This window comes from Peribacillus asahii, assembly GCF_003570725.1.
GTDB lineage: Bacteria > Bacillota > Bacilli > Bacillales > DSM-1321 > Peribacillus > Peribacillus asahii.
The window spans coordinates 95,366-119,291 of sequence record NZ_QWVS01000023.1; the positions used below are offsets into that span (position 1 = coordinate 95,366).

Consider the following 23,926-nt stretch of genomic DNA (forward strand, 5'->3'; position numbering starts at 1 on the left):
AAGAAGTAGCGGATAAAAAGCCACTGCGATAACATATTTGATTTCTATGATTCAAACTGCTGAAGGTGCATTGAACGAAACACATGATATCCTTCAACGTATGAAAGAGCTTGCTACTCAAGCAGCCAACGGTACAAACACAGATTCAGACCGTGGAGAAATCCAAAAAGAAATGAATCAATTAACATCTGAAATTAACCGTATCGGTAACACTACTGAGTTCAATACAAAGAAATTATTGCAAGGTAGCAATAGTAAATCAGATGTGGGTGCAACAGCAGCTGCTGGAACTTCAGCAGTTGATGCAGTAACTGCAACAAAAGCTGAATGGAATACAGGTGCATTAACTGCTTTGACTAATGGACAAGATGCTACATTCGAGTTTATGGGTACTACAATTACCATAAATGGTGCCGATGATGCAGGAACATCTGGGGATGATACTGGTTTTGGTACTGCAACTGCTACATCTCAAACAATCACACTAGATACAGCTGGTGCTACAACAGCAGCTGCTCAGGCTGCTCATATTGTTAAAGCCCTTAATGACATGAAGGCTGAAGCAGGTTCACCACTGGCAGATTTCACTTTTGCAGTAGATACAAATGGAGTAAAAATAACAGGTCCAGCATCTGCAGGTGATGATAATAATACTCAAGCTATTACGTATCAACTTACAGATGGAACGAATAAACAAACTAATACAACTAATGCTGCTCAGTTGACCACAGCTGGTGTTGACGCAGTTGCAGGGGTAGCTCAATCTTATGATTTAACATTCGATAAAGCTCCAACTGAAGGTTCTACTTTTACTGTTGCCGGAAAAGATGTTGCATTCTATGATAGCAGCAAAGGTACTTATTCAGATGCGGCAGATGCTCAAACTAAATTAGGTGCAGATCATGTAATTGATGTTAATGGTAAAAACACTTCTGATATTGCAGCGGCTGTAGCAGCACTCGACTTTACGAATTCAGGAAATGGTGCAACAGCAACAGCTGTAGGAAACAAAGTTACTTTTACAGCCGAAACAGCTGGAACAGCATCAGCAAATAATGCTAAGGTTACTACTTCTGATGCTTATGCAGGAACTAAATCTGTTTATTCTGCAGCTGCAGGAGCAGCAAATGCTGACTTAAGCGGTGCTGCAGCAGATGACTTCCAATTATCAGTAACTGTTGGTTCTAAAACATTTACAGTTGATTCATCTTCATTAAATACCGACTTAACAGGTATTGCTACCTATGGTAGTGCTCAACAAACAACTGTAATAGATGCGTTTAAAAACGCAACAGCTGCAGATGGTACAAAATTATCAGATTTAGTAGATGTAAGTTTTGATAATGGAGCTTCTCAGACTCTTACATTTAACGCAAAAGAAGTAGGTACTGATAATATTTCTGTTGTATTAACAGGAAGTGATGCAGCAGCAGTAGATAATGCTATTGGTATAACAGCAGGAACAACCAATGGAACAGCAGGAACTGATGCATTTGCAGATGGTGGAAAAGCTTTTGAAGAAACTTTCCAAGTAGGTGCAAACCAAGGTCAAAGCTTCAGTATCAATATTAATGATATGCGTTCTAGTGCATTAGGACTTACTGGTGATTCTGCGGGTGCTACTAATAAAGATGTTGTAGGAGCTAAATACACAACTTCTAAAGATGTAACAAATGGTACTGACGATACGGGTGTAGAATTTGCATTAGATGTATCGACAACAGAATCAGCATCTGCGGCTATCAAAGTTCTTGATAATGCCATTCAAAATGTATCTGCAGAACGTTCTAAACTAGGGGCATACCAAAACCGTCTAGAACACACAATTAACAACTTAGGAACATCTTCTGAAAACTTAACTGCTGCGGAATCTCGTATCCGTGACGTTGATTATGCTTTAGCTGCTTAAGAGCAGTGACAAGCACAGTCGTCCTAGCTGGTAACGGCTAGCGATTATTATCGGGTGAATTGCTGGAAAACCCTTAGAGCTTTTCTTACCACAACGTAGTTGGAAACGACAAGCGTGAAGGTTTGAAAAAAGAAAAGATGTGGGCAATCAGCAGCCAAGCTCCTGTTCCGAAAGGATGGAGAAGGTTCAACGACTAGGAAACCGTCTAAGGCAATAGCTATGACGATGAATCCATAGGTGAAACAATGTATCATCAGCATTGTGAATCCGAAGTGCCCGACCCCTATTAGAAGGCTATAGGGTGAAGATATAGTCTAGTCATTTGTGAAAGCAAATGTTCGCACGATGGCGAAAGAAATGATGAGTCAAACTAAGAATTCTATTCTTTCTCAAGCAGCACAAGCAATGTTGGCTCAAGCTAATCAACAGCCACAAGGTGTACTTCAACTATTACGTTAATTTAGATATTTATAGAAAGACCTTAGGATTTTCTAAGGTCTTTCTATTTTATTCTTGTAAATTAAAAAGGATTGATGGTTTATGGATGAATTGAAAAATGCATTTTATTATTTCGGTGAAAGTATTAAAATAGGACAAAATTTAACTCTTGATGATCCCTCTAAAATCTATATCGGCAACAATGTAAAGTTGAGACAAAATGTATGCTTATCTTTAAGTAAGCGCGGCAATCAAAACCAAGACTTAAGAATAAAATTGGAAGATAGAGTCTATGTTGGGATGGGTACAATAATTGAATCCTATAATCAGGTTATAATTGAAGATGATTGCTTAATTGGTCCTAGGGTTTTTATTTCTGATTCTCAACATGAATACTCAAATCCTAATTTGCCGATCGCAAATCAAGGTATTAAATCAATTGTTAATAGGCTAATTGTTAAAAGAGGAGCTTGGATTGGAGCAAATGTTACTTTAATAGGTGACATTTCTATAGGAAATGGAAGTGTAATAGGGGCTAATTCAGTTGTTACAATGAGTGTTCCTTCACATTGTGTTATATACGGTAATCCAGCATCAGTTTTGAAAATCTATCATTATAAAAAGAGAGAATGGGTACAACCTCATTCAGACGAAGAGATTTTAGAGATTCTTCAACAACGAGGGAATTTTGAAGGATATAATGATGATTATATTTTAGCAAGTCTCAAAAAAGAGTTAGAAAAAATCAAGAATAGTTCTATTCTGTAAGATACAGTCGTAAAGCAAGCAAACCAACGACCATAGAAAGTTCTGCAACTTCTTCGTTAAGAATAAAGTCAGAGGTCATGGAATTTATCCACGGCCTTTTATTTTAGTACATAATGGGAATATCATTGGAGGATAACTGAGTGAATTGCTGGAACTTCCTAAAGCTTCATCAACCACAACGTAACTGGAAACGGTCAGCGTGAAGGTGTGAAAATGATGAAGATGAAACAATGGATAATCAGCAGCCAAGCTCCTGTGAGGAAACTGTGGAGAAGGTTCAACGACTAGAGAACACGGTCTAAGGTAAAAAGCTATGGCTATGAATCTCGTAGGGCAGCTAGTCTGTTCGAAGCGCCCAGCTCCATGAAAAACATGGATGAAGATATAGTCTATTCTATGATCGAAAGACATAGCGGCAAAGCAAGCCAATCAACAACCACAAGGAGTTTTACAACTTCTTCGTTAATTTTAGATTTTATACAGGAGACTCTAGGTTTGCTAGGGTCTCTTTTACATTATTGTTTCTGTAAGATAATGGAGGGGAACTATGGATATTATTATAGAAATAGATTATATAGATGGCTCTTATGAACCTTCTATTAATGTTATCGGTTCATTTGCTGTTTCAGGTATTTCAGATTTTGAGTTGAAAGAGACCTTATTTGAAGCAGTAGAAGCTATAAAAAACGCTTTGAAAAATATTGATTTTAGTAAGTGTACAGTTGTGTTTTGTTCCAGCGCTAACAAAAATCATAGGGGAGTTTTAAATCATGATGATATAGAACTTTTTGCAAACAATGATTTTTTGGACCTCGTGGCTAGTGGTCAAACCTCGTAGTCGTTATAAAAAAAGCTGTTTGACAGGAGGTAACTAGATGGATAAGGATGAACAAGCACATAAAGAGTTTCTTGAAGAACAGCTTCAATGGTGTAAAGAACAAGACTGTGTCTTAGCAGAGATAGAAATAAAGCTTCATGAAATGAAAAAAATAGCTCAATACGCTCTCAATCATGAACTTACTGCAATAGAAATTGAACAATTCAATGCTCAATTAAACGAATTGAAAGTTGAGGTTCATTTTCTAGAAAAGCAACTACACTCTGTTGTCCATTAGAAAGAGAAAGGTGGTGTTTTATGGATATTGCATTAATGTCAATGGCATTGAGTCAAGGACAAATTCAACAACAAGCTTCGATGTCAGTAATGAAGGTGGCAATGGGAAATGCAGAACAACAGGATGAAGCTCTTCAGAAGTTAATGAGTACGACTGATGCAACAGCAATTCAACATGCTGTTCAGCCACATTTAGGTGGAAACATTGATTTGAAATTGTAGAAGAACCATTTTAGAGTAGCCAAGCTGAGGTTGCTCTTTTTTAACGAATAAGTCACAATGTCGGTTCTACTGAATTTCGGTTCCTGTCCCCCACTCTACTAATTTTTGGAACTTAAGACTGTATAAAAGGAAAGTTATCGTTTTACCACTATTAATTTAACTTTCTAGGAAGTGGTAAACGAATAGGTATCTGGACCATCTACACGAGGGCAAAAAAGGAGGGAATACCAGTTAGAAAATGGGCAGGATGCAAATAGTTATCATCTATTGTTAAAAGCAATTGCCCAAAATCCACCTATTGTTAGTATTTCTCTAGACGAAATGAAAGAAAGGGTCAATCAGCCAACAATCCATTCAAAAGAAAAGATTGAGAGAAATAAGATTAGAGACGCTTTTCAAAAATTGATGTTGTGTCACAGTGACTTTTTGTGATTTTTTGAATTGTGGATATCCTGTGTATAACTTTGTGGGAAAACCATAAATCCTATGTATTACTTAGGGTTTATGGTTTTTCTTTGTTTTTGTGAAAATATCCCTAGGATTTCCAATGAAAATCCTTTGTTTCTAACCGATACAAAAGGTAGGTTAATTAGAACGGGGTGTAACTTGAATGCAAATTATTCAAAATAACTATAGATCAATTTCACAAACAGCAGTTCCTTCTTCGCAGCCGGATGTTGGGGATTTGCTTCAAGTATCTGTAAAGGAACGAGTGAGTAATCAAGAAGCCTTTGTTTCGATCAGGGGAACGACCACAAAAGTTCAATTTGAAGGCAATGTTCCGAAGCAAGATCAAGTGTTTGTTGAAATTACAGGAAAAACAGCGGAAGGATATTATACGGTTAAAAGGTCTGATAAAACTCCGAGTATGCCTGCTGCTCAGACTAATATGTCGCATAGTGCGGATTCCGAATTAACTGAGATTGTGAAAGCTTTTTCATCACGTGGAGTGTCACTGACGAAAGATCAAATGAATGTGATGAAGGAGTTTATCGCTAAAGGGCCAGGAACAGCTGAACAAAAAGCAGAGACGTTACGTGTAATGGCTCAAAAGCAAATTGGCGTTACGAATCATACGGTCAAGGCGGTGCATGAAGCGTTAAATGGTAAAACGTTATCAGCATCGTTAATGTCAGTGTTAGATGAATTAGGTGTACAACTTCAATCGAGAAATACTTCTACGCCGGCTAAAAGTATAGCAACAGTGCGAACAGAAGCACAACGAGAACCGAATGTAGCAAAGTCTATCCAAATGGTAGAAGATTTTTTAAAAAGTACGAATTTGAATGAAGCAAGCAAAAAGAAATTAGAACAAAGCGTTTCAGAAGCGAAGAAACTCTCGCAAGCAGGACAAACCGTTCAGGCGAAAGTGCAGTTGATTCAACATTTAGTAGCAGTCGAGAAGCAAGTGAATGCTGATAAGGCTAATACCACTGCGGAGATGTCTGCTTCTAAAAGTGCTAGTGAAGCAATCCTTCAGGTAAAAGAAAAGGTAGCACAAGAATCAAATGTAGCCCGAGCACTAGAACAAGTAAGAGAAGTAGCTAAGACGGAGAATCTGCCAGTGAAAGCAATGGAAAAGCTAGATAAAGTCATAGAGGAAGTCACACGTTTAGTCCAAACAGGTCAAAGTGTTCAAGCGAAAGCTCAGTTAACGCAGTCTTTAAGTCAACTGGAGCAAGAGCTACGAGTAGAGGAAGCGCAACCAAGCGAAGTGATTCGCCAGGTGAAAGAAAAAGTAGCGCAAGAGCCGAATGTAGCCCGAGCGCTAGAACAAGTAAGAGAGGTAGCTAAGGCGGAGAATCTGCCAGTGAAAGCAGTGAAAAAGTTGGATAAAGTGATACAGGAAGCGGCACGCCTTGTCCAAACAGGTCAAAGCATTCAAGCGAAAACGCAATTAACGCAGTCTTTAAAACAACTGGAACAAGAGTTGCAAGTAGAAGAAATGAAACCGAGCGAAGTGATTCGTCAGGTAAAAGAGAAAGCAGCACAGGAACCAAATATATCCAGAGTGCTCGAACACGTAAAGGAAGTAGCGAAGGCAGCAAACCTACCAGCACAAGCGGTAGAAAAGCTAGATAAAGTGATACAGGAAGCGGCACGCCTTGTCCAAACAGGTCAAAGTGTCCAAGCAAAAGTGCAGTTAACACGAGCCTTATCGCAACTAGAACAACAGTTGCAAATGGCCGAAATAAACCCAAGCGAAGCAGTCCGTCAGGTCAAAGAAAAAGTAGCACAAGAGCCGAATGTGGCCAGAGCACTTGAACAAGTAAAAGAACTGGTAAAAACTGTGGATTTACCAGCAAAAGTAGCAGAACAGCTAGACAAAGCGATGCGAGAAGCGATCCGGCTTGTGGAAACAGGTCAAAGTGTCCAAGCGAAAGCGCAGTTAACACAAGCCTTATCGCAACTGGGACAAGAACTACAAGTAGCCGAAACAAAACCAAGCGAAGCAATCTATCAGGTAAAAGAAAAAGTAGCCCAAGAGCCGAATGTGGCTAGAGCACTCGAACAAGTAAAAGAAGTAACGAAAAGTGCAAACCTGCCAACAAAGGTGATAGAAAAGCTAGATAAAGTGATGCAGGAAGTGAACCGACTTGCTCAAACAGGTCAAAGTGTTCAAGCGAAAGCGCAGTTAAAGCAAGCTTTAAATCAATTGGAACAAGAGTTACAAGTAGCCGAAATAAAACCAAGCGAAGTAATTCGCCAAGTAAAAGAAAAAGTCACGCAAGAACCAAATATAGCCAGAGCGTTAGATCAAGTAAAAGAAGCAGTAAAAACGACGAACTTACCAGTAAAAGCGGTAGAAAAACTAGACAAAGTGATACAAGAAGCCACCCGTTTGGCCCAAACAGGTCAAAGCGTCCAAGCGAAAGTCCAATTAACGCAATCTCTTGTACAATTGGAGCAAGACTTACAAATAGCTGAAACAAAGTCAAGCGAGGCCATTCGCCAGGTGAAAGAAAAGGTAGCGCAAGAACCGAATATAGCTCGAGCTCTAGAACAAGTAAGAGAAGTCGCGAAAACTCCGAACCTGCCATTGCAAGCAGCGGAAAAACTAGACAAAGTAATACAAGAAGCTGCACGTCTTGCGCAACCAGGCCAAAGCGTCCAAGCGAAAGTGCAGTTAACCCAGGCTTTGAATCAACTGGAACAAGAGCTACACGTAGCTGAAATGAAACCAAGTGAAGCAATTCGTCAAGTAAAAGAAAAAGTGGCGCAAGAATCGAGTATAGCTCGAGCGCTTGAACAAGTGAAAGAAGTAGTAAAAACGTCGAACCTACCAACAAAAGCAATAGAACTAGAACAACTAGACAAGGTGATGCAAGAAGCCACACGCCTCGCACAAACGGGTCAAACTATCCAAGCGAAAGCACAGTTAATACAAACGTTACATCAACTCGAGCAAAATTTACAAGTCGAGGAATCACCAAAGTCAACGGCGGCTCTAAATCAATTAAAAGACAAAATCATGCAAGAACCGAATATCTCTAAAGCGATTGAACAAACGAAAGAAGCTATAAAAACACCAGGAATGCCAACGCAAGTGATTCAGAAGCTTGAACAAGCAGTTCAGGAAGCAACGAAACTTCACTCGATTGGTCGAGATGCTCAAGCGAAAATTCAACTAACTGGTCACCTGAATCAGTTGTTGCAATCTGTAGGAACAACTGAAGCTAGTGCTACAACTGCGAATGAGCAACAAAGTCCTTCTGTGGCCTCTAAAGATACAAATATAGCAGAGACAATACGTAATCTAGTAAAAGATATACAAAAAGATCCGTCATTAGCGAAAGTACTTGATAAAACAGCGGCATTGCTCGCTGAACAGGGCACAAATGAAGAATTGAATGAATTAAAACAAGCACATGACAAAGCGCAACAGCTTCAAGAAAATGGGCGTGAATTAGCAGCCAGACGCGAACTTTCAACTGCTCTTTCGAAAGTCGAACGGAATCTCGGCATTCAGCAATCTACTTCTCAAGAAAATACATTATCGCAAGCAGAACAATATGAGATTAATGAGGCGGTTCAAACATTAAAATTGGATTCGCAAAATGTCATGGTGACTGAAATTACGAAGAAGCTGTCACAGATGGCGATTGATTTTAAAACGTTGAAGCGGGAGATTACAAGAAATTTAGATAATATTTCAAGGATGCTTGAAAATCGAAATATTTTACCACAAGCCAATGTAAAGCAAATTTTAGAGTCGACGATTCATAAGCTCGATAATGCGATTTTAAAGGGAGACTATTTGCTTTACACAGATATGTCGACAGAAAAGAAAATGCTTGCCGTAAGCTCTCAGCTGGCTGAAGCAAAAAAATTACTAGCAAAAGGCGAAATTAGCGAAGCGAATAAAATTGTGAAAGAAGTGAAGGCAAATATCGAAAACATTGTCTTCAAGCCTTCGGATGTAAAGGTGAAGCATTTTGTTTCAGACAAGCTTGGTTTAGAAAACTTTTCTTCAGCGCGTCAAATGGCTAGCACCGTTGAACAAGCGGTGCAACCTTTTACAAACAATGAGCCTTCAGCACGTCAAATGTATGACACGATTCGAAGACTCGGCTTAACGCATGAAAATGATGCCGGTTTTTCACTTGTTTCCAAAGATGGAACATCAGCTGATCCGCAGCAAACAGAAAATTTAAAATCGGCATTAATGAAAATGATGAAAAATGAAGAGATGAAGCCGCAGCTTATGCAGCAAGTAGAGCAAACGGTGAATAATATTACCGGTCAACAGCTTTTGAATAAACAAGACTCTTCAGGGATGCAAAATTTATTTTTTCAGCTGCCATATATGATGGAAAAACAAGTAGAAAACATCAAAATATATGTGAATTCACGAAAAGATGGCGAGAAGGTAGATTGGGAGAACTGCAGCATCTATTTTGTGTTGGAAACGAAGCGTTTAGGCGATATTGGAGTTCTTCTATCTTCTTCTGAAAAAAATGTGAGCCTTACGTTCCGCAGTAATAAAGAACAGTTGTCGGAGAAATTGGCGGACTTTACAGAAGTAACGCAAGAGCGGTTCCGCGAAATTGGCTATCAGTTACAGACGATGAATGTGAAGCCTCTCAATGAACCACAGGCAAGTGCGGCAACAGAAGAACGAGTTACGGAGAAAGCGCAATTAGCTCCGACTTTTACGGAGAAGGGATATGATTTTTCAATATGAGAAATTCACTATATGTTAACCAAAAAAATAAAAAAAAGGTGAGTGGACCGACGGCGGCTGTTATTCGATACGATGACAGCAAAGGAGCGGTGCCGACGGTCGTGGCTCACGGGTCCGGTCAAGTCGCTCAAAAAATTATGGAGCTAGCAAAGCAAAATAACATTCAAATGCAAGAAGATGAATCGCTCGTCGGTGCCTTATTAAACGTTGATCTTGGGGAGTCGATTCCGCCGCAATTATATGCGGTGATGGCCGAGATTTTAATATTATTGGAAGAACTCGATCAAAGTTATTAAAAGTTAGATAGCTTTTACCGATAATTATAGTAGCTAAGTTAAAAGGTGGAGATACAAAAGTGGAATTTCTTTCGGAAGAGATGATTTATCAAAAAACACCACAAGAACTAACAGCGTTTTTGTATGAAGGGTTAATCGAAAACCTAGAACAAGCTATGACCTTAATTGAAAAGAAAGATTATATAGAATCAAACAAAAAACTACAAAAAGCAAATGATATTCTCCATAGATTAGGTGTTGGTTTAAAGTATGAAGCAGGTCCGATTGCCGAACAATTGGATAGGCTGTATAACTTTATGGCGGATGAATTAGTCTCAGCCAACTTAAAAAAAGATACGGAAAAAATTCAAGGTGTGCTCAAAATTGTTGGAGAAATAGCAAGTGCTTGGAGTATCGCATTGAAAAAGACTCCAAATCCAACGCAAAAAATCAATCGAAAAGTTGCAGCGTATGAATCTAGCATTATGAGAATAAATCAATAAGTTACATAGAGGAGATAAATACATGAAGATCAATCATAATATTACAGCATTAAATGCTTATAGAAATTTATCGGTAAACAACTCTACTACGGCAAAAAGTTTAGAAAAGCTTTCCTCTGGATTACGTATTAACCGCGCCTCAGATGATGCAGCAGGATTGGCTATCTCTGAAAAAATGCGTTCACAGATCCGAGGTTTGGATATGGCTCAGCGAAATGCGCTGGATGGAATCTCATTTATTCAAACAGCTGAGGGAGCATTATCTTCTACGCACTCTATTTTACAAAGAATGCGTGAATTAGCGGTTCAAGCAGGTAATGATTCAAACACAGATGTTGATAGAGCAGCTATTCAAGAGGAAATGAATCAATTAACAAATGAAATTAATCGTATTACTAATACAACGGAATTTAATACGAAGAAGCTGTTGAATGGGGATCTGGAGATTATTGGGGATTTAAAACAAATAAAGAATGATTCAATCTCTGGTACATTAGGTAACTCAGTAGTAGTCGGGATGAATAGCTCGGAAGGAAAATACCAAGTTGAAATTTCAGATTTAGCAGACCCATTAAACCCAATTCAAAACTTAGATACTAACCAAGTAGATGGAGGTACGAACGCTACGGTTAGCCAAGTAATAGCAGGAGCAGATATTGACTTGGCTGCAGGTTCTTATAAGGCTGTAATTTCCAGTACACAAGCAAAAAACACAGCTAATTTAGGAGCTGTTGATAATGGTCAATCTGCTGCTAATATTAATGTTTTTGAAACCACTGCAGGAAACAAACCAATTACAGTTGATGCCGGTTCTAGTCTGAATGGGGCTGGTTACTATGTTAATGTAGAGAAGACTATTGACAAATCAATTGATTCTATTAGTGATACTTCCATTTCTAATTTAGATTTAGACACAGCAACTGAGGGAAAATACGAAATTACAACAAGTGTTAATGTAAATGGTAACGATGCGACTGGCAGTACATTAAAAGCTGATGGTGTCATTACTGCGGTAACAATTGCTGAAGACTCCGATTATGAAAATGATAATTATCAAATTACGTTAACACAATCTGATACAGATGCTACAGATGGAAAAGAAGTTTGGACTTTTGCTTTATCCCACGATGGTGTAGTAAATGATACATCTATTAATGTTGATATAACTAGTACATCGGGTCCTCTAACTATTCAATTGGGTGACATGAGCATTAGTATTGATTTAAATAAGTTGAAATCAGGGAGTACTTTTGACGATGGCAATGCTGACTCACCATATAATGGAGGAATCCTTAATTTAACAATTGGTAATGAAGTGACTGTTAAACAAGAAAAAACTGGGGTTACCGTTACACAAACATTTGCTAAAGGTAGTAACGTAAATCAGTTAGCATTTGATTTTAGTAATAATGGTGGAGAAGGGCAATTAAAGTTAGATGTAGTTGATGATTCAAACCAGTTTGTTGGAGGAAATTCGTATACTACTGATATTCATTGGGATGATAAATATACAGTTGGCGTATATGATGGATCTAATAATTTATTAGGGACAGAGAAGGAAATATTAGAAAATGATCTTACAGATTTATCTAAGCTTACGAATGTCCAACTAGGTGAGGCTGCACATGGAGTATTTGTTGACTTGACACGTGACGGCTTAGAATCCATGACAGATAGTGAGCAAGTCAAAATGAGCTTTGATGTAACAAATAATACGGAGCGAGCTGTTCAACTGAAAGATGCTTCCGGTAACTCAGTTTCTAGTTTGTTTGTTCTTGATAATTCAATCGGTGAAGAATCGAGTGTCATAGTGGGTACAGGTCTAAAATTAGATTATGACGGATTGACTATTCAAAATGGCGAGATTGAATTTGAAATCGAGAATGTTGTTCCAAGTGATTATAGAATGACATTGAAACAAGATACTGATGGTGACGGTAATTATGAAACAACTGTAGTAGATAAACAAGCATTTACCTTAGGTGATAAAGTTTCGTTAGGTACATCAGGTATTGAAGTACAAACTAATTTATCAACTGCCATTACGGATTCTGCTACCTTTGAAATCGAAAATGCTGAGGAAGATAACTCTGCTACTTTACAAATTGGAGCAAATGCTGGTCAAACTGTTAATCTTGAGATTAAAGATATGAGTGCAGGGGCTCTTGGTGTAAGTGCGAGTGAAGAAGGCGGAGAGCAAGAGATTGAATTGCTAAATGGTGAGAAAGTAAAAGTTTGGTATACAACTACAAAACAAGTCAATGACGGTATGTCTAAAGAAGCTATTGAGTTTGGGCTTGATATTTCTTCTAATGAAAAAGCCGCAGCGGCGATTACTGTTCTTGATGATGCGATTCAAAGAGTATCTGCTGAACGTTCTCGTATGGGGGCAGTTCAAAACCGTTTAGAGTATGCGATAGATAATTTAAAATATATGAGTGAAAATGTGACAGCGTCTGAGTCTCGTATTCGTGACTTAGATATGGCTCTTGAAATGACAACTTATACAAAGAATAATATCCTTGTTCAGTCAGCTCAAGCAATGCTTGCACAAGCGAATCAAATGCCTCAAGGCGTGCTACAATTATTAAAATAATAGTATAAAGTCAAAGGAGAGGAGATCCCTCTCCTTTTTTACAATATCTTGCTAAATTAGGTGATAGATAATGGACGTTCAACGAATTAGTAAAGCGACTCTTAACGGTATACAGGGTAAAGGGGAAGTAGCTAAAGACACGATTCAATTTCAAGCGATGATGGATAAAAAGCGCCAAGAGACGACGTATGATCGTTTAACAAAGAAAGTCGCTGAAATTGAACAACAAGGAAAGAAACTAGCGGATAATCATTCGGTTGAAAACTTACGTAAATATAAAAAGATGGTTAAGGAATTCATGGAAGATGCGGTGAAGAACGGCCTTGAATTAACCGAGCAGCGCGGTTTTAATCAACGTGGTTCAACGAAAGTGTATAAGTTGGTGAAAGAAGTCGATAAGAAATTAATTGATTTAACGAACGAAGTGTTAGATAAAGAGAAAAAAGGATTAGATATCCTTAATATTGTTGGTGAAATTAAAGGGATGTTAATCAATATTTATACGTGACATTGTAATTTAATCAAACGATTAATTGAAAACGATTGTATTCTTTCCGATATAAATAATAACGAGACACATATCGGAGGCGAACATGATGTTAGAGAACCTTTCTACAAATGTTCTTTCCTCACAACTTAGAACAGCTATCTTAGAAGGAATGAACGATTATTTTCAAAATGAAGCAAGAGTTATCAATGAAGCGGCATACAGCCCACAAAAAATAAGTAAAGAACAAGTACAAGAAGCAGTAGATGAATTAAATCAATTTTTACAACCGACCAATACGTCTATTCGTTTTGAGTATCATGAACAGTTAAATGAATACTATGTCAAAGTAGTCGACGATAAAACAGAAGAAACAATAAGAGAAATACCATCAAAGAAACTATTAGATTTCTATGCAGCGATGACGGAGTTTGTTGGACTAATGGTAGATAAGAAAATATAAGAAGGTGATAGTATGGTAATGCGAGTTAGTGGGTTAGCAAGCGGGATGGACATTGATGATATTGTATCAAAACTAATGACAGCTCAACGTGTTCCTTTAGATAAGCTATATCAAAAGAAAACGTATACAGAATGGCAACGCGATGATTATCGTACGATAAATACGGCATTATCGGAATTAGATAGATTGATTAGCGATGGAATTGGACGGCAAGCCTCTTTTATTAAAAAGACGGTAAGTGTTTCGAATCCAAATGCTGTGTCTATTAAAAATGTGAATTCAACGACTGATTTTTCAGGGACGATTGAAGTGAAAGAACTTGCGACTGCGGCGACGATGGTTAGTACTGAAAAAGTAATGGATGTAACCAATGCAACAAAATTTGCTGGGCAAACAATTACAATAAAGGCAATTAATAAAGATGGTACTTTTGATAAGGTCAAAGATAAAGATGGAAATATAGTAGATAAGGTGTTTACTTATGAGGTTAAATCAGATGACACATTAGACAGTATCATTTCTAAAATTAATGCAGAATCTGGGGTTACAGCTTTTTTTGATGAAAAGTCGGGACGGTTTTCAATTACTGCTAAAAATACAGGTAAAGCAGTATCAGAACATGAAATTGCGTTGTCTAGTAGTGGTGATTTCTTCACTAAATTAAAAATGAGCGCTACAAGTACAGAGGCTGCCACGGCCGATTTGAAAAATGATTCAGGTATTGTTGTTGGTAAGGCTGGAACTGTGGGTGAAAATGCTGAAGTGGTTTATAATGGCCTAACAATAGAACGATCTTCTAACACATTCCGAATCAACGGTGCTGAATTTACTCTTAAGGAAAAAACGACGGGGCCTGTCACGTTCTCATCCACAGCTGATGTAGACTCCATTTTTGATACAGTTAAGAAGTTTGTTGATAGCTATAATGGATTAATTGCTACCATTAGTAGTAAAACAAGCGAAAAGAAAAATTCTAGTTACCCACCACTTACAGATGAGCAAAAGAAAGAAATGACGGAAGATCAAGTGAAAAAGTGGGAGGAACAGGCGCGGAAAGGTACATTGCGTCGAGATTCTAATTTAACAAGTTTACTTACAAAAATGAGAACGTCTCTTTATACACAAGTTGAAGGTACATCTTTAGGAACTTTGGATAAAATCGGCATTACCACAACGAAAAACTATCTTGAGGGCGGAAAGTTAGAGATTGATGAAGAAAAGTTGAAAGCAGCGATTGCAGAGGATCCAAATGCCATCTATGAATTGTTTATGCAGGATGGTGATCCGAAAGAAGGTAAACAAGGAATAGCTAGAAGATTAAGAGCGGAACTTAGTGCTGGAATGAAAACGATTAGTGAAAAGGCCGGAAGTGCTTCATCAGTTAATAGTTCTTTTACATTAGGGAAATTGTTGAATGAATATGACAAGAAGATTGATAGTTTTAATGATCGTCTAACTGCACTTGAAACAAGATACTATAAACAATTTACAGCAATGGAAACAGCTATTAATAAGGCTAATAGCCAAAGTGCAAGTTTATCTTCATATTTTTCTAGTTAAGAAACAATAGAAAGGATGATTGAATCATGGTCATGAATAACCCATATCAATCGTATCAACAAAATGCAGTGAACACAGCATCCCCAGGAGAGCTGACATTAATGCTTTATAATGGATGCTTAAAGTTCATTACATTGGCTAAAAAGGCAATCGGTGATGGAAATGTAGAAGTGAAAAATACAAATTTAATCAAGGCGCAAAATATTATTCATGAACTGATGGTTACGTTAAATATGGATGTGAACGTTTCGAAGCAGCTAATGGTCATGTATGATTACTTACATCGTCAACTAGTGGAAGCCAATATTAAAAGTGATTTGGCTATTTTAGAGGAAGTGGAAGGCTTTGTCACAGAGTTTCGCGATACATGGAAGGAAGCGATTCAATTGAATCGTCAAAGTCAATTTACGACGAGCGGACAAGCTTAATGGAAGCTCTTCAAACGTTTTATGAAGCAACAAATGAGTTAATCCAAGTGTTACAGCAAGGTGAAAGCGATCGGGATGTTCGGATTGAACAGATACAGGCTTTACTTGATCAGCGAGAAGAGCTATTGAAGTCTATTCAACCGCCATTTTCTGAGCATGAACAAACATTAGGTAGGCAACTTGTACAATTGAATGGGCAAGTAGAACAGTTGCTGCAAAAGCAGAAACGAGAGATTCAACAAGATATGAAGAAGCTTAGTCTTCAGAAGAAATCGAATCAGAAATATACGAATCCCTATGAATCTCTTGCAACAGATGGCGTGTTTTACGATAAACGAAATTAATAAAGTAGATTATGACTGCTTGAACTCCAGGCGGTCATTTTTTGTAATCGTTCACAGTCTTTTCATTATTATTTTTCAGAAAATTCTGCTATAATAAAGCTATAGAAAGATACAACTCTTTCTTACCGGTTCCGATTCATTTTCCACTCATTCGATGTAAATTTTTCTCGAATTTTAGAGGAATTTGGAAACGGTCTATAGAATGTTAATGTATAGTCTTAATTTAAGGAGGACTCACTTTATGAATTACAACGTACGCGGTGAAAACATTGAGGTAACTCCAGCAATTCGAGAATACGTAGAGAAGAAAGTTGGCAAGCTAGAGCGTTATTTTAATAATACTCCAGATGCTAATGTATCGGTCAATTTAAGAGTGAATCCAGATCATACATCTAAAGTAGAAGTGACAATTCCAATGTCGAGTTTGGTTCTTCGGGCCGAAGAAGAAAATGCTGATATGTATGCAGCTATTGATTTAATTAATGATAAGCTTGAACGCCAAATTCGTAAACATAAAACAAAAGTAAACCGTAGATTCCGTTCAAATGGATCACCAGCAGAATTGTTTGCTGTAGGGCTTGAATCCAGTGTTGCAACAGAAGAGGAAGAAATCGAAGTTGTACGTAATAAACGTTTTGATTTGAAACCGATGGACAGTGAAGAAGCGATTTTGCAAATGAATTTGCTAGGTCACAATTTCTTCGTCTATACAAACGCTGATACAAATGCAACAAATGTTGTGTATCGCCGTAAAGATGGCCGTTACGGATTGATTGAAACGAAATAAATAGAATTGACCAAAAAAGCCGCTGACATTCAGCGGTTTTTTTATGTCGTTTTTAAAAAAAGTCACAGCGACTTTTCAGGTTGTGGATATCATGTGTATAAACCTGTGTATAACTTAAGCTTGAATCATCACTCTAGTTCCGTTTGGGATTTGGCTGGCTAGTTCGATTACGTCTTTGTTATGCATACGAATACACCCTTTTGATACAGATTTTCCGATAGAGGAGGGATCATTGGTACCGTGAATGCCATAGCCTGCTTTGGACAAGGAAAGCCACATGACTCCATATGGGCCGCCTGGATTGGGCTCACGGTTTACAACGACAAATTGGCCGACGGGTGTTTGGGATAGCATTTTGCCAACTGCAATCGGGTAGGTTTTGATGAGTTGATTTTGACGAAATAGTTGTAGTGTACGTTTATTTTTTGACACAACTAAGTGAAAAGGAATCGTATTAGGATCTGGCAGGCCGGGGATAAGAATTCGCTGTCCCGGCATGAGGACGTTTATATTTGTGATTTGCGGATTAGCGGCCACTAGCCGGGCAAAAGGAATACGATAATCCCTGACGATGGATGCCAGCGTTTCACCATATTTTACGATATGGAACATGATCGCTCAGTCCTTCCTTTTTTATCATAATATATTAAAGAGAATTTCTATTTGTGTAGGAAGTCTTTAATGCTGTGAAAATAGGAAAAAGGCGACTTTTATTCTTTAAAAAGAACAAGAGTCGCCTTTTTATTACGTAAAATGAAGATATTCCCTTTTTTCCTTATGATAAATGGCGCGGAAATTGGTAAAAGAATAGGAATAGTTGCAAAGAGTGTCGATGGAAAAGTGGTAATTTTCGCAGATTAGCGACAGCAAATGGCTCGATGAAAAAGAATGAATCTATTATAATAGGCTTATCCAACTATCCTTTAGTAGTTAAAAAGGTCCGCTTATTAAAATCAATATAGTTCAGAAGTTAGATTCTAAAACCTAACATACAAGAAGTACTTTAGGAGGGTGTTATGAGTGAGCGAACAAGAGCTAGATCCAGAATGGGTGGAATTAATAGTGGAGGCCCGTAATAAAGGCATGACGAAAGAAGACATTCTCCTTTTTTTAACGAGTTATAAGGAACAAGAAACAAATGAATAAATGGACCCGGACGCAAATGGAGTTGGAAATGAACGATTTATGCTCCGGGTTTTTTCTATAAAGTAAGTTATTTTTCTTGTTTACTTCTCCATTGATTAAACTCAATAAATTCTCTAAATTGTTGTTTAGATACACCGGATCTCATCGCTTGTTCGACGATTTGGAGCCATTCGCAATCAAGGCTTTCTCTGTTCGGCTTATCAAAAAGGAGCGCATCAAGGGGGACATCGAGAACGGCAGCGATTTTTTCAAGAAATTGAATAGAGGGATTCGTTTGTAAATTTCTTTCGAGCGAACTTAAATAGGATTTTGCAACCCCAGCCTTTTCTGCCAGTTCAGTCATTGATATTTTCTTTTCCTGACGAAGTTTTTTCACTCGTGCACCGATTATCATTTAACCACATCCTGAGACATTTTCTATTTTATTAGTAAGTATAGCCATAGTTGAATATGTATTTTATTGTTGTATCTATTTTACAGGTTATGGTTCGTTTCGCCAATGCTTTTATGAGAAATATGGGAGTTCCTTGTTATAAGTGGTATGAAGTTGTACGAGTAGGGTAGAAGTGGTAAGATAAATGAGAATATTCTTTTTGATGATGAGTTTCTTCCTACTATATATATTATATTTTTATAACAAGAGGAGCGTTTTTGAATGCTTAATATATTAAATAAAGTGTTTGATCCGAATAAGCGTGAAGTGAAGCGTTTAGAGAAAATAGCTGATCAAATTGAGGCGTTAGCCGATCAGATGGCAGCCCTAACGGATGAACAATTGCGCGGAAAAACGGACGAATTTAAAGAGCGTTACCAAAAGGGTGAAACAGTCGATGATTTGCTTGTTGAAGCCTTTGCTGCCATTCGTGAAGGTGCGAAGCGAGCTTTAGGTATGTTTCCATTCCGCGTTCAGTTAATGGGGGGAGCGGCCCTTCATGATGGAAACATCTCTGAGATGAAGACAGGGGAAGGGAAAACGTTAACCTCCACATTGCCGGTCTACTTAAATGCGCTGACAGGGAAAGGTGTTCATGTTGTCACGGTCAATGAATACTTGGCAGAGCGTGATGCGACGGAAATGGGAAAGCTATTTGAATTTATGGGCTTAACGGTCGGTTTGAACTTAAATAGCCTATCTAAAGAAGAGAAACGAGCTGCTTATGAGGCAGATATTACGTATAGTACGAACAATGAATTAGGCTTTGATTATTTACGAGATAACATGGTTCTTTATAAAGAACAAATGGTACAGCGACCATTGCATTATGCGGTAATCGATGAGGTCGATTCGATTTTAATTGATGAAGCGCGAACACCGTTAATTATTTCAGGTTCAGCTCAGAAATCGACACAATTATATATTCAAGCTAATGCCTTTGTTCGAACGCTGCAAAAGGACTTACATTACACATACGATGAAAAAACAAAAGGTGTTCAGTTAACGGAAGAAGGAATTAACCGTGCGGAAAAGGGCTTTAATATTGATAACTTATTCGATATTAACCATGTAGCGCTGAACCACCATATTAATCAAGCGTTAAAAGCCCATGCGTCGATGCATAATGATGTGGATTATGTCGTTCAAGATGGTGAGGTTGTGATCGTTGACCAATTCACAGGACGTTTAATGAAAGGGCGTCGTTATAGCGATGGACTTCACCAAGCGATTGAGGCGAAGGAAGGGCTGGAGATTCAAAATGAAAGCATGACGCTTGCGACGATTACGTTCCAAAACTACTTCCGTATGTATGAAAAGCTATCAGGTATGACAGGTACAGCGAAAACGGAAGAAGAGGAATTCCGCAATATTTATAATATGAATGTTATTGCGATTCCAACGAATCGTGACGTCATTCGAGATGACCGCGCTGATTTAATTTATGCGACGATGGATGGAAAATTCCGAGCAGTTGTTGAAGATATCGCAGAACGTAATCAAAAAGGGCAGCCTGTTCTTGTTGGTACGGTAGCAATTGAAACGTCTGAAATTATTTCGAAATATTTATCGAAAAAAGGCATTCAGCATGATGTACTGAATGCGAAAAATCATGAGCGCGAAGCCGAAATTATTGCGAATGCAGGTAATCGAGGCGCGGTGACGATTGCCACGAATATGGCAGGACGCGGAACAGACATTAAGCTTGGTGAGGGTGTGAAGGAGCTTGGCGGTCTTGCAGTTATTGGTACGGAACGTCATGAAAGCCGCCGGATTGATAATCAGCTGCGTGGACGTTCTGGTCGTCAAGGAGATCCAGGTGTAACTCAATTCTATCTTTCTATGGAAGATGAATTGATGCGTCGTTTCGGTTCCGATAATATGAAAAATATGATGGCTCGTCTCGGCATGGATGATTCACAGCCGATTCAAAGTAAAATGGTTTCAAGAGCCGTTGAGTCTGCGCAAAAACGAGTAGAAGGAAATAACTTTGATGCACGTAAGCAATTACTGCAATATGATGATGTGTTACGTCAGCAACGTGAAATCATTTATAAGCAACGTTTCGATGTGTTAGAAAGTGAAAATCTTCGTGAAATTGTTGAACAAATGATGGAAGCCTCTATTAAGCGAAATATCGCGTCATTTGCGCCAATGGGTGACGAGGAAGGCTTTAATACATCAGGTTTACTCGATTATGTGAACGGCAACCTTTTAACTGAAGGTACTATAACGATTGATGATGTAAGCGATAAAGATGAGGAAGAGTTATTTGAGCTTATTTTTAATAAAGTACAAGAGCGCTATAATGAGAAAGAAGAAGAGCTTTCTTCTGAGCAAATGCGTGAGTTTGAAAAAGTTATTGTGCTTCGTGCAGTAGATAGTAAATGGATGGATCACATTGATGCGATGGATCAATTGCGCCAAGGTATTCATTTACGTGCTTATGGACAAAATGATCCGCTCCGTGAATATCAGAACGAAGGGTTTGCGATGTTTGAGAATATGGTTGCTGCGATGGAAGATGAAGTGGCAAAATATATTATGAAAGCAGAAATTCGCAATAACCTAGAGCGTAAAGAAGTGATGAAAGGGCAAGCCGTGAATCCGAAAGAGGAAGGCGGCGGCAAGGCGAAGAAGCAGCCAGCTCGTAAGCAGGATGAAGTAGGACGCAATGCACCATGCCCATGCGGTAGTGGAAAGAAATATAAAAACTGTCATGGCATTTTAGGCTAGGATAGATAGAAAAGGGGGAACGAATATCGGTTCCTCTTTTCATGTTTTGTTGTCTAGCTCCAGCGCCTAGCCCCTCGAGTCGCGGTCTGTCAGCCGATGAAGTCAAAGAGCGACTTCACCTTCCGGCTTGCAAGCAGCTGTCGGGGCTGACCAAGGCGCTTGCGCTTTTCTCATATTTTGTTTGCGTATAGGACATTTTTTGCATATAGTTTAGAAGGATGATTAACATATTTTATGAGGTGAAAGAAATGGAATTAGCGGAAATTAGAAATACCCTTGAAAAAACAGCTCAGCGATTAGCGGACTTTAGGGGGTCTCTTTGACTTAGATGAAAAAGAGGCACGAATCGCACAGCTAGAAAATGAAATGACGCATCCTGATTTTTGGAATGATCAGCAAAAAGCACAAACGGTGATCAACGAAGCGAATGCTTTGAAGGATTCTGTAAATCAGTTAGCGGAAATGACAGAAACATATGAAAACCTTGACTTAACATATGAGTTAGTGAAGGAAGAAAGCGATGCGGAATTACAGGCAGAGCTGGAAGAAGAGATTGTTGCTCTTTCTCAAAAAATGAATGATTTTGAACTTCAGCTTTTATTAAGCGAAGAATATGATAAAAACAATGCTATTCTTGAGTTGCATCCTGGTGCGGGTGGTACGGAGTCACAAGACTGGGGCTCTATGCTGCTTCGTATGTACACAAGATGGGCTGAGAAAAAAGGCTTTAAAGTAGAAACGTTAGATTATTTACCAGGTGATGAAGCTGGTATTAAGAGTGTCACATTGCTTATTAAAGGTCATAATGCCTATGGCTATTTAAAAGCAGAAAAAGGGGTACATCGTTTAGTTCGAATTTCTCCATTCGATTCATCAGGTCGTCGCCATACTTCCTTCGTTTCTTGTGAAGTGATGCCGGAATTCGATGATAATATTGAAATTGAAGTTCGTACAGAAGATTTGAAAATTGATACGTACCGTGCAACAGGTGCCGGTGGTCAGCATATTAATACGACGGACTCAGCGGTGCGGATTACGCATATTCCAACGGGTGTTGTTGTGACGTGTCAATCAGAGCGTTCACAAATTAAAAACCGTGCTCAAGCGATGAACATGTTGAAAGCGAAGTTATACCAACGTGAATTAGAGCAGCAACAAGCTGAATTAGATGAAATTCGTGGAGAACAAAAGGAAATTGGCTGGGGAAGCCAAATTCGTTCTTACGTCTTCCATCCATATTCAATGGTTAAAGATCACCGTACGTCAACGGAAACAGGAAATGTTCAAGCGGTTATGGACGGAGAACTTGACTTGTTTATTGATTCTTATTTACGTTCAAAATTGTAATGTTTGTGAAGGGTGTCCAATTTGGATGCTCTTTTTTTATTTGGCGAGATTAGGTCATGAATTGGTGAGATTATCGTTAGAATTGGCGAGATTTTTGGCTAAATTGGCGAAATTATATACCGAATTGGCGAGATTACCATAAAGGCATCAAGGGAGGCACACCCTTTAACGCTTTATCACGCTGTCATTTACCGAGAGGAGAGCGGATGTTATACTACTTTCCGTCAAATACTAACTCATAATGAAAATTATAGATAAAGGTTGGTAGTATAAGGAGGAATTTATTATGAGAAAGCGACGTCGAGAGCCGCAGCATCCGGTCATTGAAAAGACTTTAGAATACATATTTATTTTAATTGGTTCGGCGTTAATTGCGATTGCTTTTAATGTATTTTTGTTACCGAATCAAATTGCATCAGGTGGAGTTAGCGGGATTAGTACCATTTTGGCAGCGACGTTTGGGTTTGAGCCCGCATATGTGCAATGGGCGTTTAATATCCCGTTGTTTATTGCTGGATTAATTTTTTTAGGGATGCAATTTGGTGTGAAAACACTGATCGGTACGCTTTTTTTACCGTTTATTGTGTTTATTACACGAAGCTGGGAGCCGTGGACGAACGATGCTTTGCTTGGTTCTATTTGTGGGGGAATTCTTGTGGGCGTCGGTTTAGGTATTGTTTTTCTTGGCAAGGCTTCGACAGGGGGAACGGACTTAGCGGCGCAAATTATTCATAAATATACGCATTTATCACTAGGGATGTGTGTTGCCATTATTGATGGATTGATTGTACTAAGTGCTGCGTTTGTGTTTGATATTGAAAAGGGTTTGTATGCGTTAATTAGTTTGTATGCGACGGGCAAAACGATTGACCTTGTACAAATTGGCTTTAATCGCTCTAAGCTTGCCTTGATTATTACGAATAGTGAACCTGAAGTGAGGAAGGCTATATTACATGAGTTGGATCGTGGTGTTACAAGGCTCTCCGGTCAAGGCGGATATACGGATGATGAACGCCCAATTTTAATGTGTGTCGTCGATCAGTCCGAATTCACGAAACTGAAACAATTGGTCAAACTAGTTGATGCTAAAGCGTTTGTCATTGTAACGGATGCTTCTGAAGTACTTGGCGAGGGTTTTAAACGTGTATAAAGTTGCTATAATAGAATTTGGGTAAAATATACTCA

Annotated in this window: 21 protein-coding genes and 1 pseudogene; 20 read left to right on the forward strand and 2 right to left on the reverse strand. The window is 38.5% G+C overall.

Translation table 11 applies throughout. The annotated features are described in order from the left end of the window. Nucleotides 1-46: 46 nt before the first annotated feature. The 16 genes and pseudogenes from D1953_RS21565 (at nucleotide 47) to hpf (ending at nucleotide 17,079) form a co-directional block, all read left to right on the forward strand. The gene (locus D1953_RS21565) at nucleotides 47-1,909 is read left to right on the forward strand and encodes a flagellin N-terminal helical domain-containing protein (protein ID WP_281271547.1); all 1,863 of its coding nucleotides are present in this window, start codon (nucleotides 47-49) and stop codon (nucleotides 1,907-1,909) included. Between the two features lie 345 nt (nucleotides 1,910-2,254). Then, nucleotides 2,255-2,368: pseudogene (locus D1953_RS13090) on the forward strand (flagellin); the annotation flags it as partial. Nucleotides 2,369-2,449: 81 nt separating this feature from the next. Then, entirely contained in the window at nucleotides 2,450-3,115 is a 666-nt protein-coding gene (locus D1953_RS13095; RefSeq protein WP_119117640.1) for an acyltransferase, read from the forward strand. 547 nt (nucleotides 3,116-3,662) lie between these two features. Further along, nucleotides 3,663-3,953 (forward strand): hypothetical protein, encoded by a 291-nt coding sequence (locus tag D1953_RS13100; RefSeq protein WP_119117641.1) that lies wholly within the window; start codon nucleotides 3,663-3,665, stop codon nucleotides 3,951-3,953. Nucleotides 3,954-3,990: 37 nt separating this feature from the next. Next, nucleotides 3,991-4,230, forward strand: a complete 240-nt coding sequence (locus tag D1953_RS13105; protein WP_119117642.1) for a hypothetical protein — start codon at nucleotides 3,991-3,993, stop codon at nucleotides 4,228-4,230. 20 nt (nucleotides 4,231-4,250) lie between these two features. After that, entirely contained in the window at nucleotides 4,251-4,451 is a 201-nt protein-coding gene (locus tag D1953_RS13110; protein WP_119117643.1) for a YjfB family protein, read from the forward strand. 610 nt (nucleotides 4,452-5,061) lie between these two features. Further along, nucleotides 5,062-9,636, forward strand: a complete 4,575-nt coding sequence (locus tag D1953_RS13115) for a hypothetical protein (protein ID WP_119117644.1) — start codon at nucleotides 5,062-5,064, stop codon at nucleotides 9,634-9,636. Beyond that, nucleotides 9,633-9,932 carry an EscU/YscU/HrcU family type III secretion system export apparatus switch protein gene (locus tag D1953_RS13120; protein ID WP_119117645.1) on the forward strand — a complete coding sequence of 100 codons (300 nt, stop codon included), beginning with the start codon at nucleotides 9,633-9,635 and terminating at the stop codon, nucleotides 9,930-9,932. The genes D1953_RS13115 and D1953_RS13120 overlap by 4 nt, the downstream gene beginning before the upstream one ends. A gap of 59 nt (nucleotides 9,933-9,991) precedes the next feature. Further along, a complete protein-coding gene (fliS, locus tag D1953_RS13125) occupies nucleotides 9,992-10,414 on the forward strand; it encodes a flagellar export chaperone FliS (RefSeq protein ID WP_119117646.1) in 423 nt (140 codons plus the stop codon). A gap of 22 nt (nucleotides 10,415-10,436) precedes the next feature. Further along, nucleotides 10,437-13,010, forward strand: a complete 2,574-nt coding sequence (locus D1953_RS21975) for a flagellin N-terminal helical domain-containing protein (protein WP_281271549.1) — start codon at nucleotides 10,437-10,439, stop codon at nucleotides 13,008-13,010. Between the two features lie 70 nt (nucleotides 13,011-13,080). Continuing rightward, complete coding sequence (locus D1953_RS13140) at nucleotides 13,081-13,518, forward strand: YaaR family protein (RefSeq protein ID WP_119117647.1); 438 nt, start codon at nucleotides 13,081-13,083, stop codon at nucleotides 13,516-13,518. Nucleotides 13,519-13,603: 85 nt separating this feature from the next. After that, nucleotides 13,604-13,960 carry a flagellar protein FlaG gene (flaG, locus tag D1953_RS13145; protein ID WP_119117648.1) on the forward strand — a complete coding sequence of 119 codons (357 nt, stop codon included), beginning with the start codon at nucleotides 13,604-13,606 and terminating at the stop codon, nucleotides 13,958-13,960. 12 nt (nucleotides 13,961-13,972) lie between these two features. Further along, complete coding sequence (locus tag D1953_RS13150) at nucleotides 13,973-15,520, forward strand: flagellar hook-associated protein 2 (RefSeq protein ID WP_119117649.1); 1,548 nt, start codon at nucleotides 13,973-13,975, stop codon at nucleotides 15,518-15,520. A gap of 26 nt (nucleotides 15,521-15,546) precedes the next feature. Next, entirely contained in the window at nucleotides 15,547-15,948 is a 402-nt protein-coding gene (gene fliS, locus D1953_RS13155; protein ID WP_119117650.1) for a flagellar export chaperone FliS, read from the forward strand. Next, nucleotides 15,948-16,292 (forward strand): flagellar protein FliT, encoded by a 345-nt coding sequence (gene fliT / locus D1953_RS13160; RefSeq protein WP_119117651.1) that lies wholly within the window; start codon nucleotides 15,948-15,950, stop codon nucleotides 16,290-16,292. Before fliS (D1953_RS13155) ends, fliT begins: the two co-directional genes overlap by 1 nt. A gap of 241 nt (nucleotides 16,293-16,533) precedes the next feature. Next, nucleotides 16,534-17,079: a ribosome hibernation-promoting factor, HPF/YfiA family gene (gene hpf / locus D1953_RS13165; protein ID WP_119117652.1), complete on the forward strand. Its 546-nt coding sequence runs from the start codon at nucleotides 16,534-16,536 to the stop codon at nucleotides 17,077-17,079. Nucleotides 17,080-17,193: 114 nt separating this feature from the next. Here hpf and D1953_RS13170 read toward each other — a convergent pair whose 3' ends face one another. Further along, a complete protein-coding gene (locus tag D1953_RS13170; RefSeq protein ID WP_119117653.1) occupies nucleotides 17,194-17,691 on the reverse strand; it encodes a L,D-transpeptidase family protein in 498 nt (165 codons plus the stop codon). 408 nt (nucleotides 17,692-18,099) lie between these two features. On the opposite strand from D1953_RS13170, the gene D1953_RS13175 reads away from it, so the two are divergent. Next, a complete protein-coding gene (locus tag D1953_RS13175) occupies nucleotides 18,100-18,225 on the forward strand; it encodes an anti-repressor SinI family protein (RefSeq protein WP_119117654.1) in 126 nt (41 codons plus the stop codon). 67 nt (nucleotides 18,226-18,292) lie between these two features. Here D1953_RS13175 and D1953_RS13180 read toward each other — a convergent pair whose 3' ends face one another. After that, nucleotides 18,293-18,616, reverse strand: coding sequence for a helix-turn-helix domain-containing protein (locus D1953_RS13180; protein WP_119117703.1), 324 nt, complete (start codon nucleotides 18,614-18,616; stop codon nucleotides 18,293-18,295). 264 nt (nucleotides 18,617-18,880) lie between these two features. On the opposite strand from D1953_RS13180, the gene secA reads away from it, so the two are divergent. The 3 genes from secA to D1953_RS13195 all read left to right on the forward strand — a co-directional run bounded on the left by secA (nucleotide 18,881) and on the right by D1953_RS13195 (nucleotide 23,891). Beyond that, nucleotides 18,881-21,394 carry a preprotein translocase subunit SecA gene (gene secA, locus D1953_RS13185; protein WP_119117655.1) on the forward strand — a complete coding sequence of 838 codons (2,514 nt, stop codon included), beginning with the start codon at nucleotides 18,881-18,883 and terminating at the stop codon, nucleotides 21,392-21,394. Nucleotides 21,395-21,642: 248 nt separating this feature from the next. Next, a protein-coding gene (gene prfB, locus D1953_RS13190; RefSeq protein ID WP_119117656.1) for a peptide chain release factor 2 occupies nucleotides 21,643-22,741 on the forward strand; the annotation gives its coding sequence in 2 pieces (ribosomal slippage) (nucleotides 21,643-21,714 and nucleotides 21,716-22,741; 1,098 coding nt in all). A 286-nt stretch (nucleotides 22,742-23,027) separates the two neighbouring features. Beyond that, complete coding sequence (locus D1953_RS13195; RefSeq protein WP_119117657.1) at nucleotides 23,028-23,891, forward strand: YitT family protein; 864 nt, start codon at nucleotides 23,028-23,030, stop codon at nucleotides 23,889-23,891. Nucleotides 23,892-23,926 lie beyond the last annotated feature (35 nt).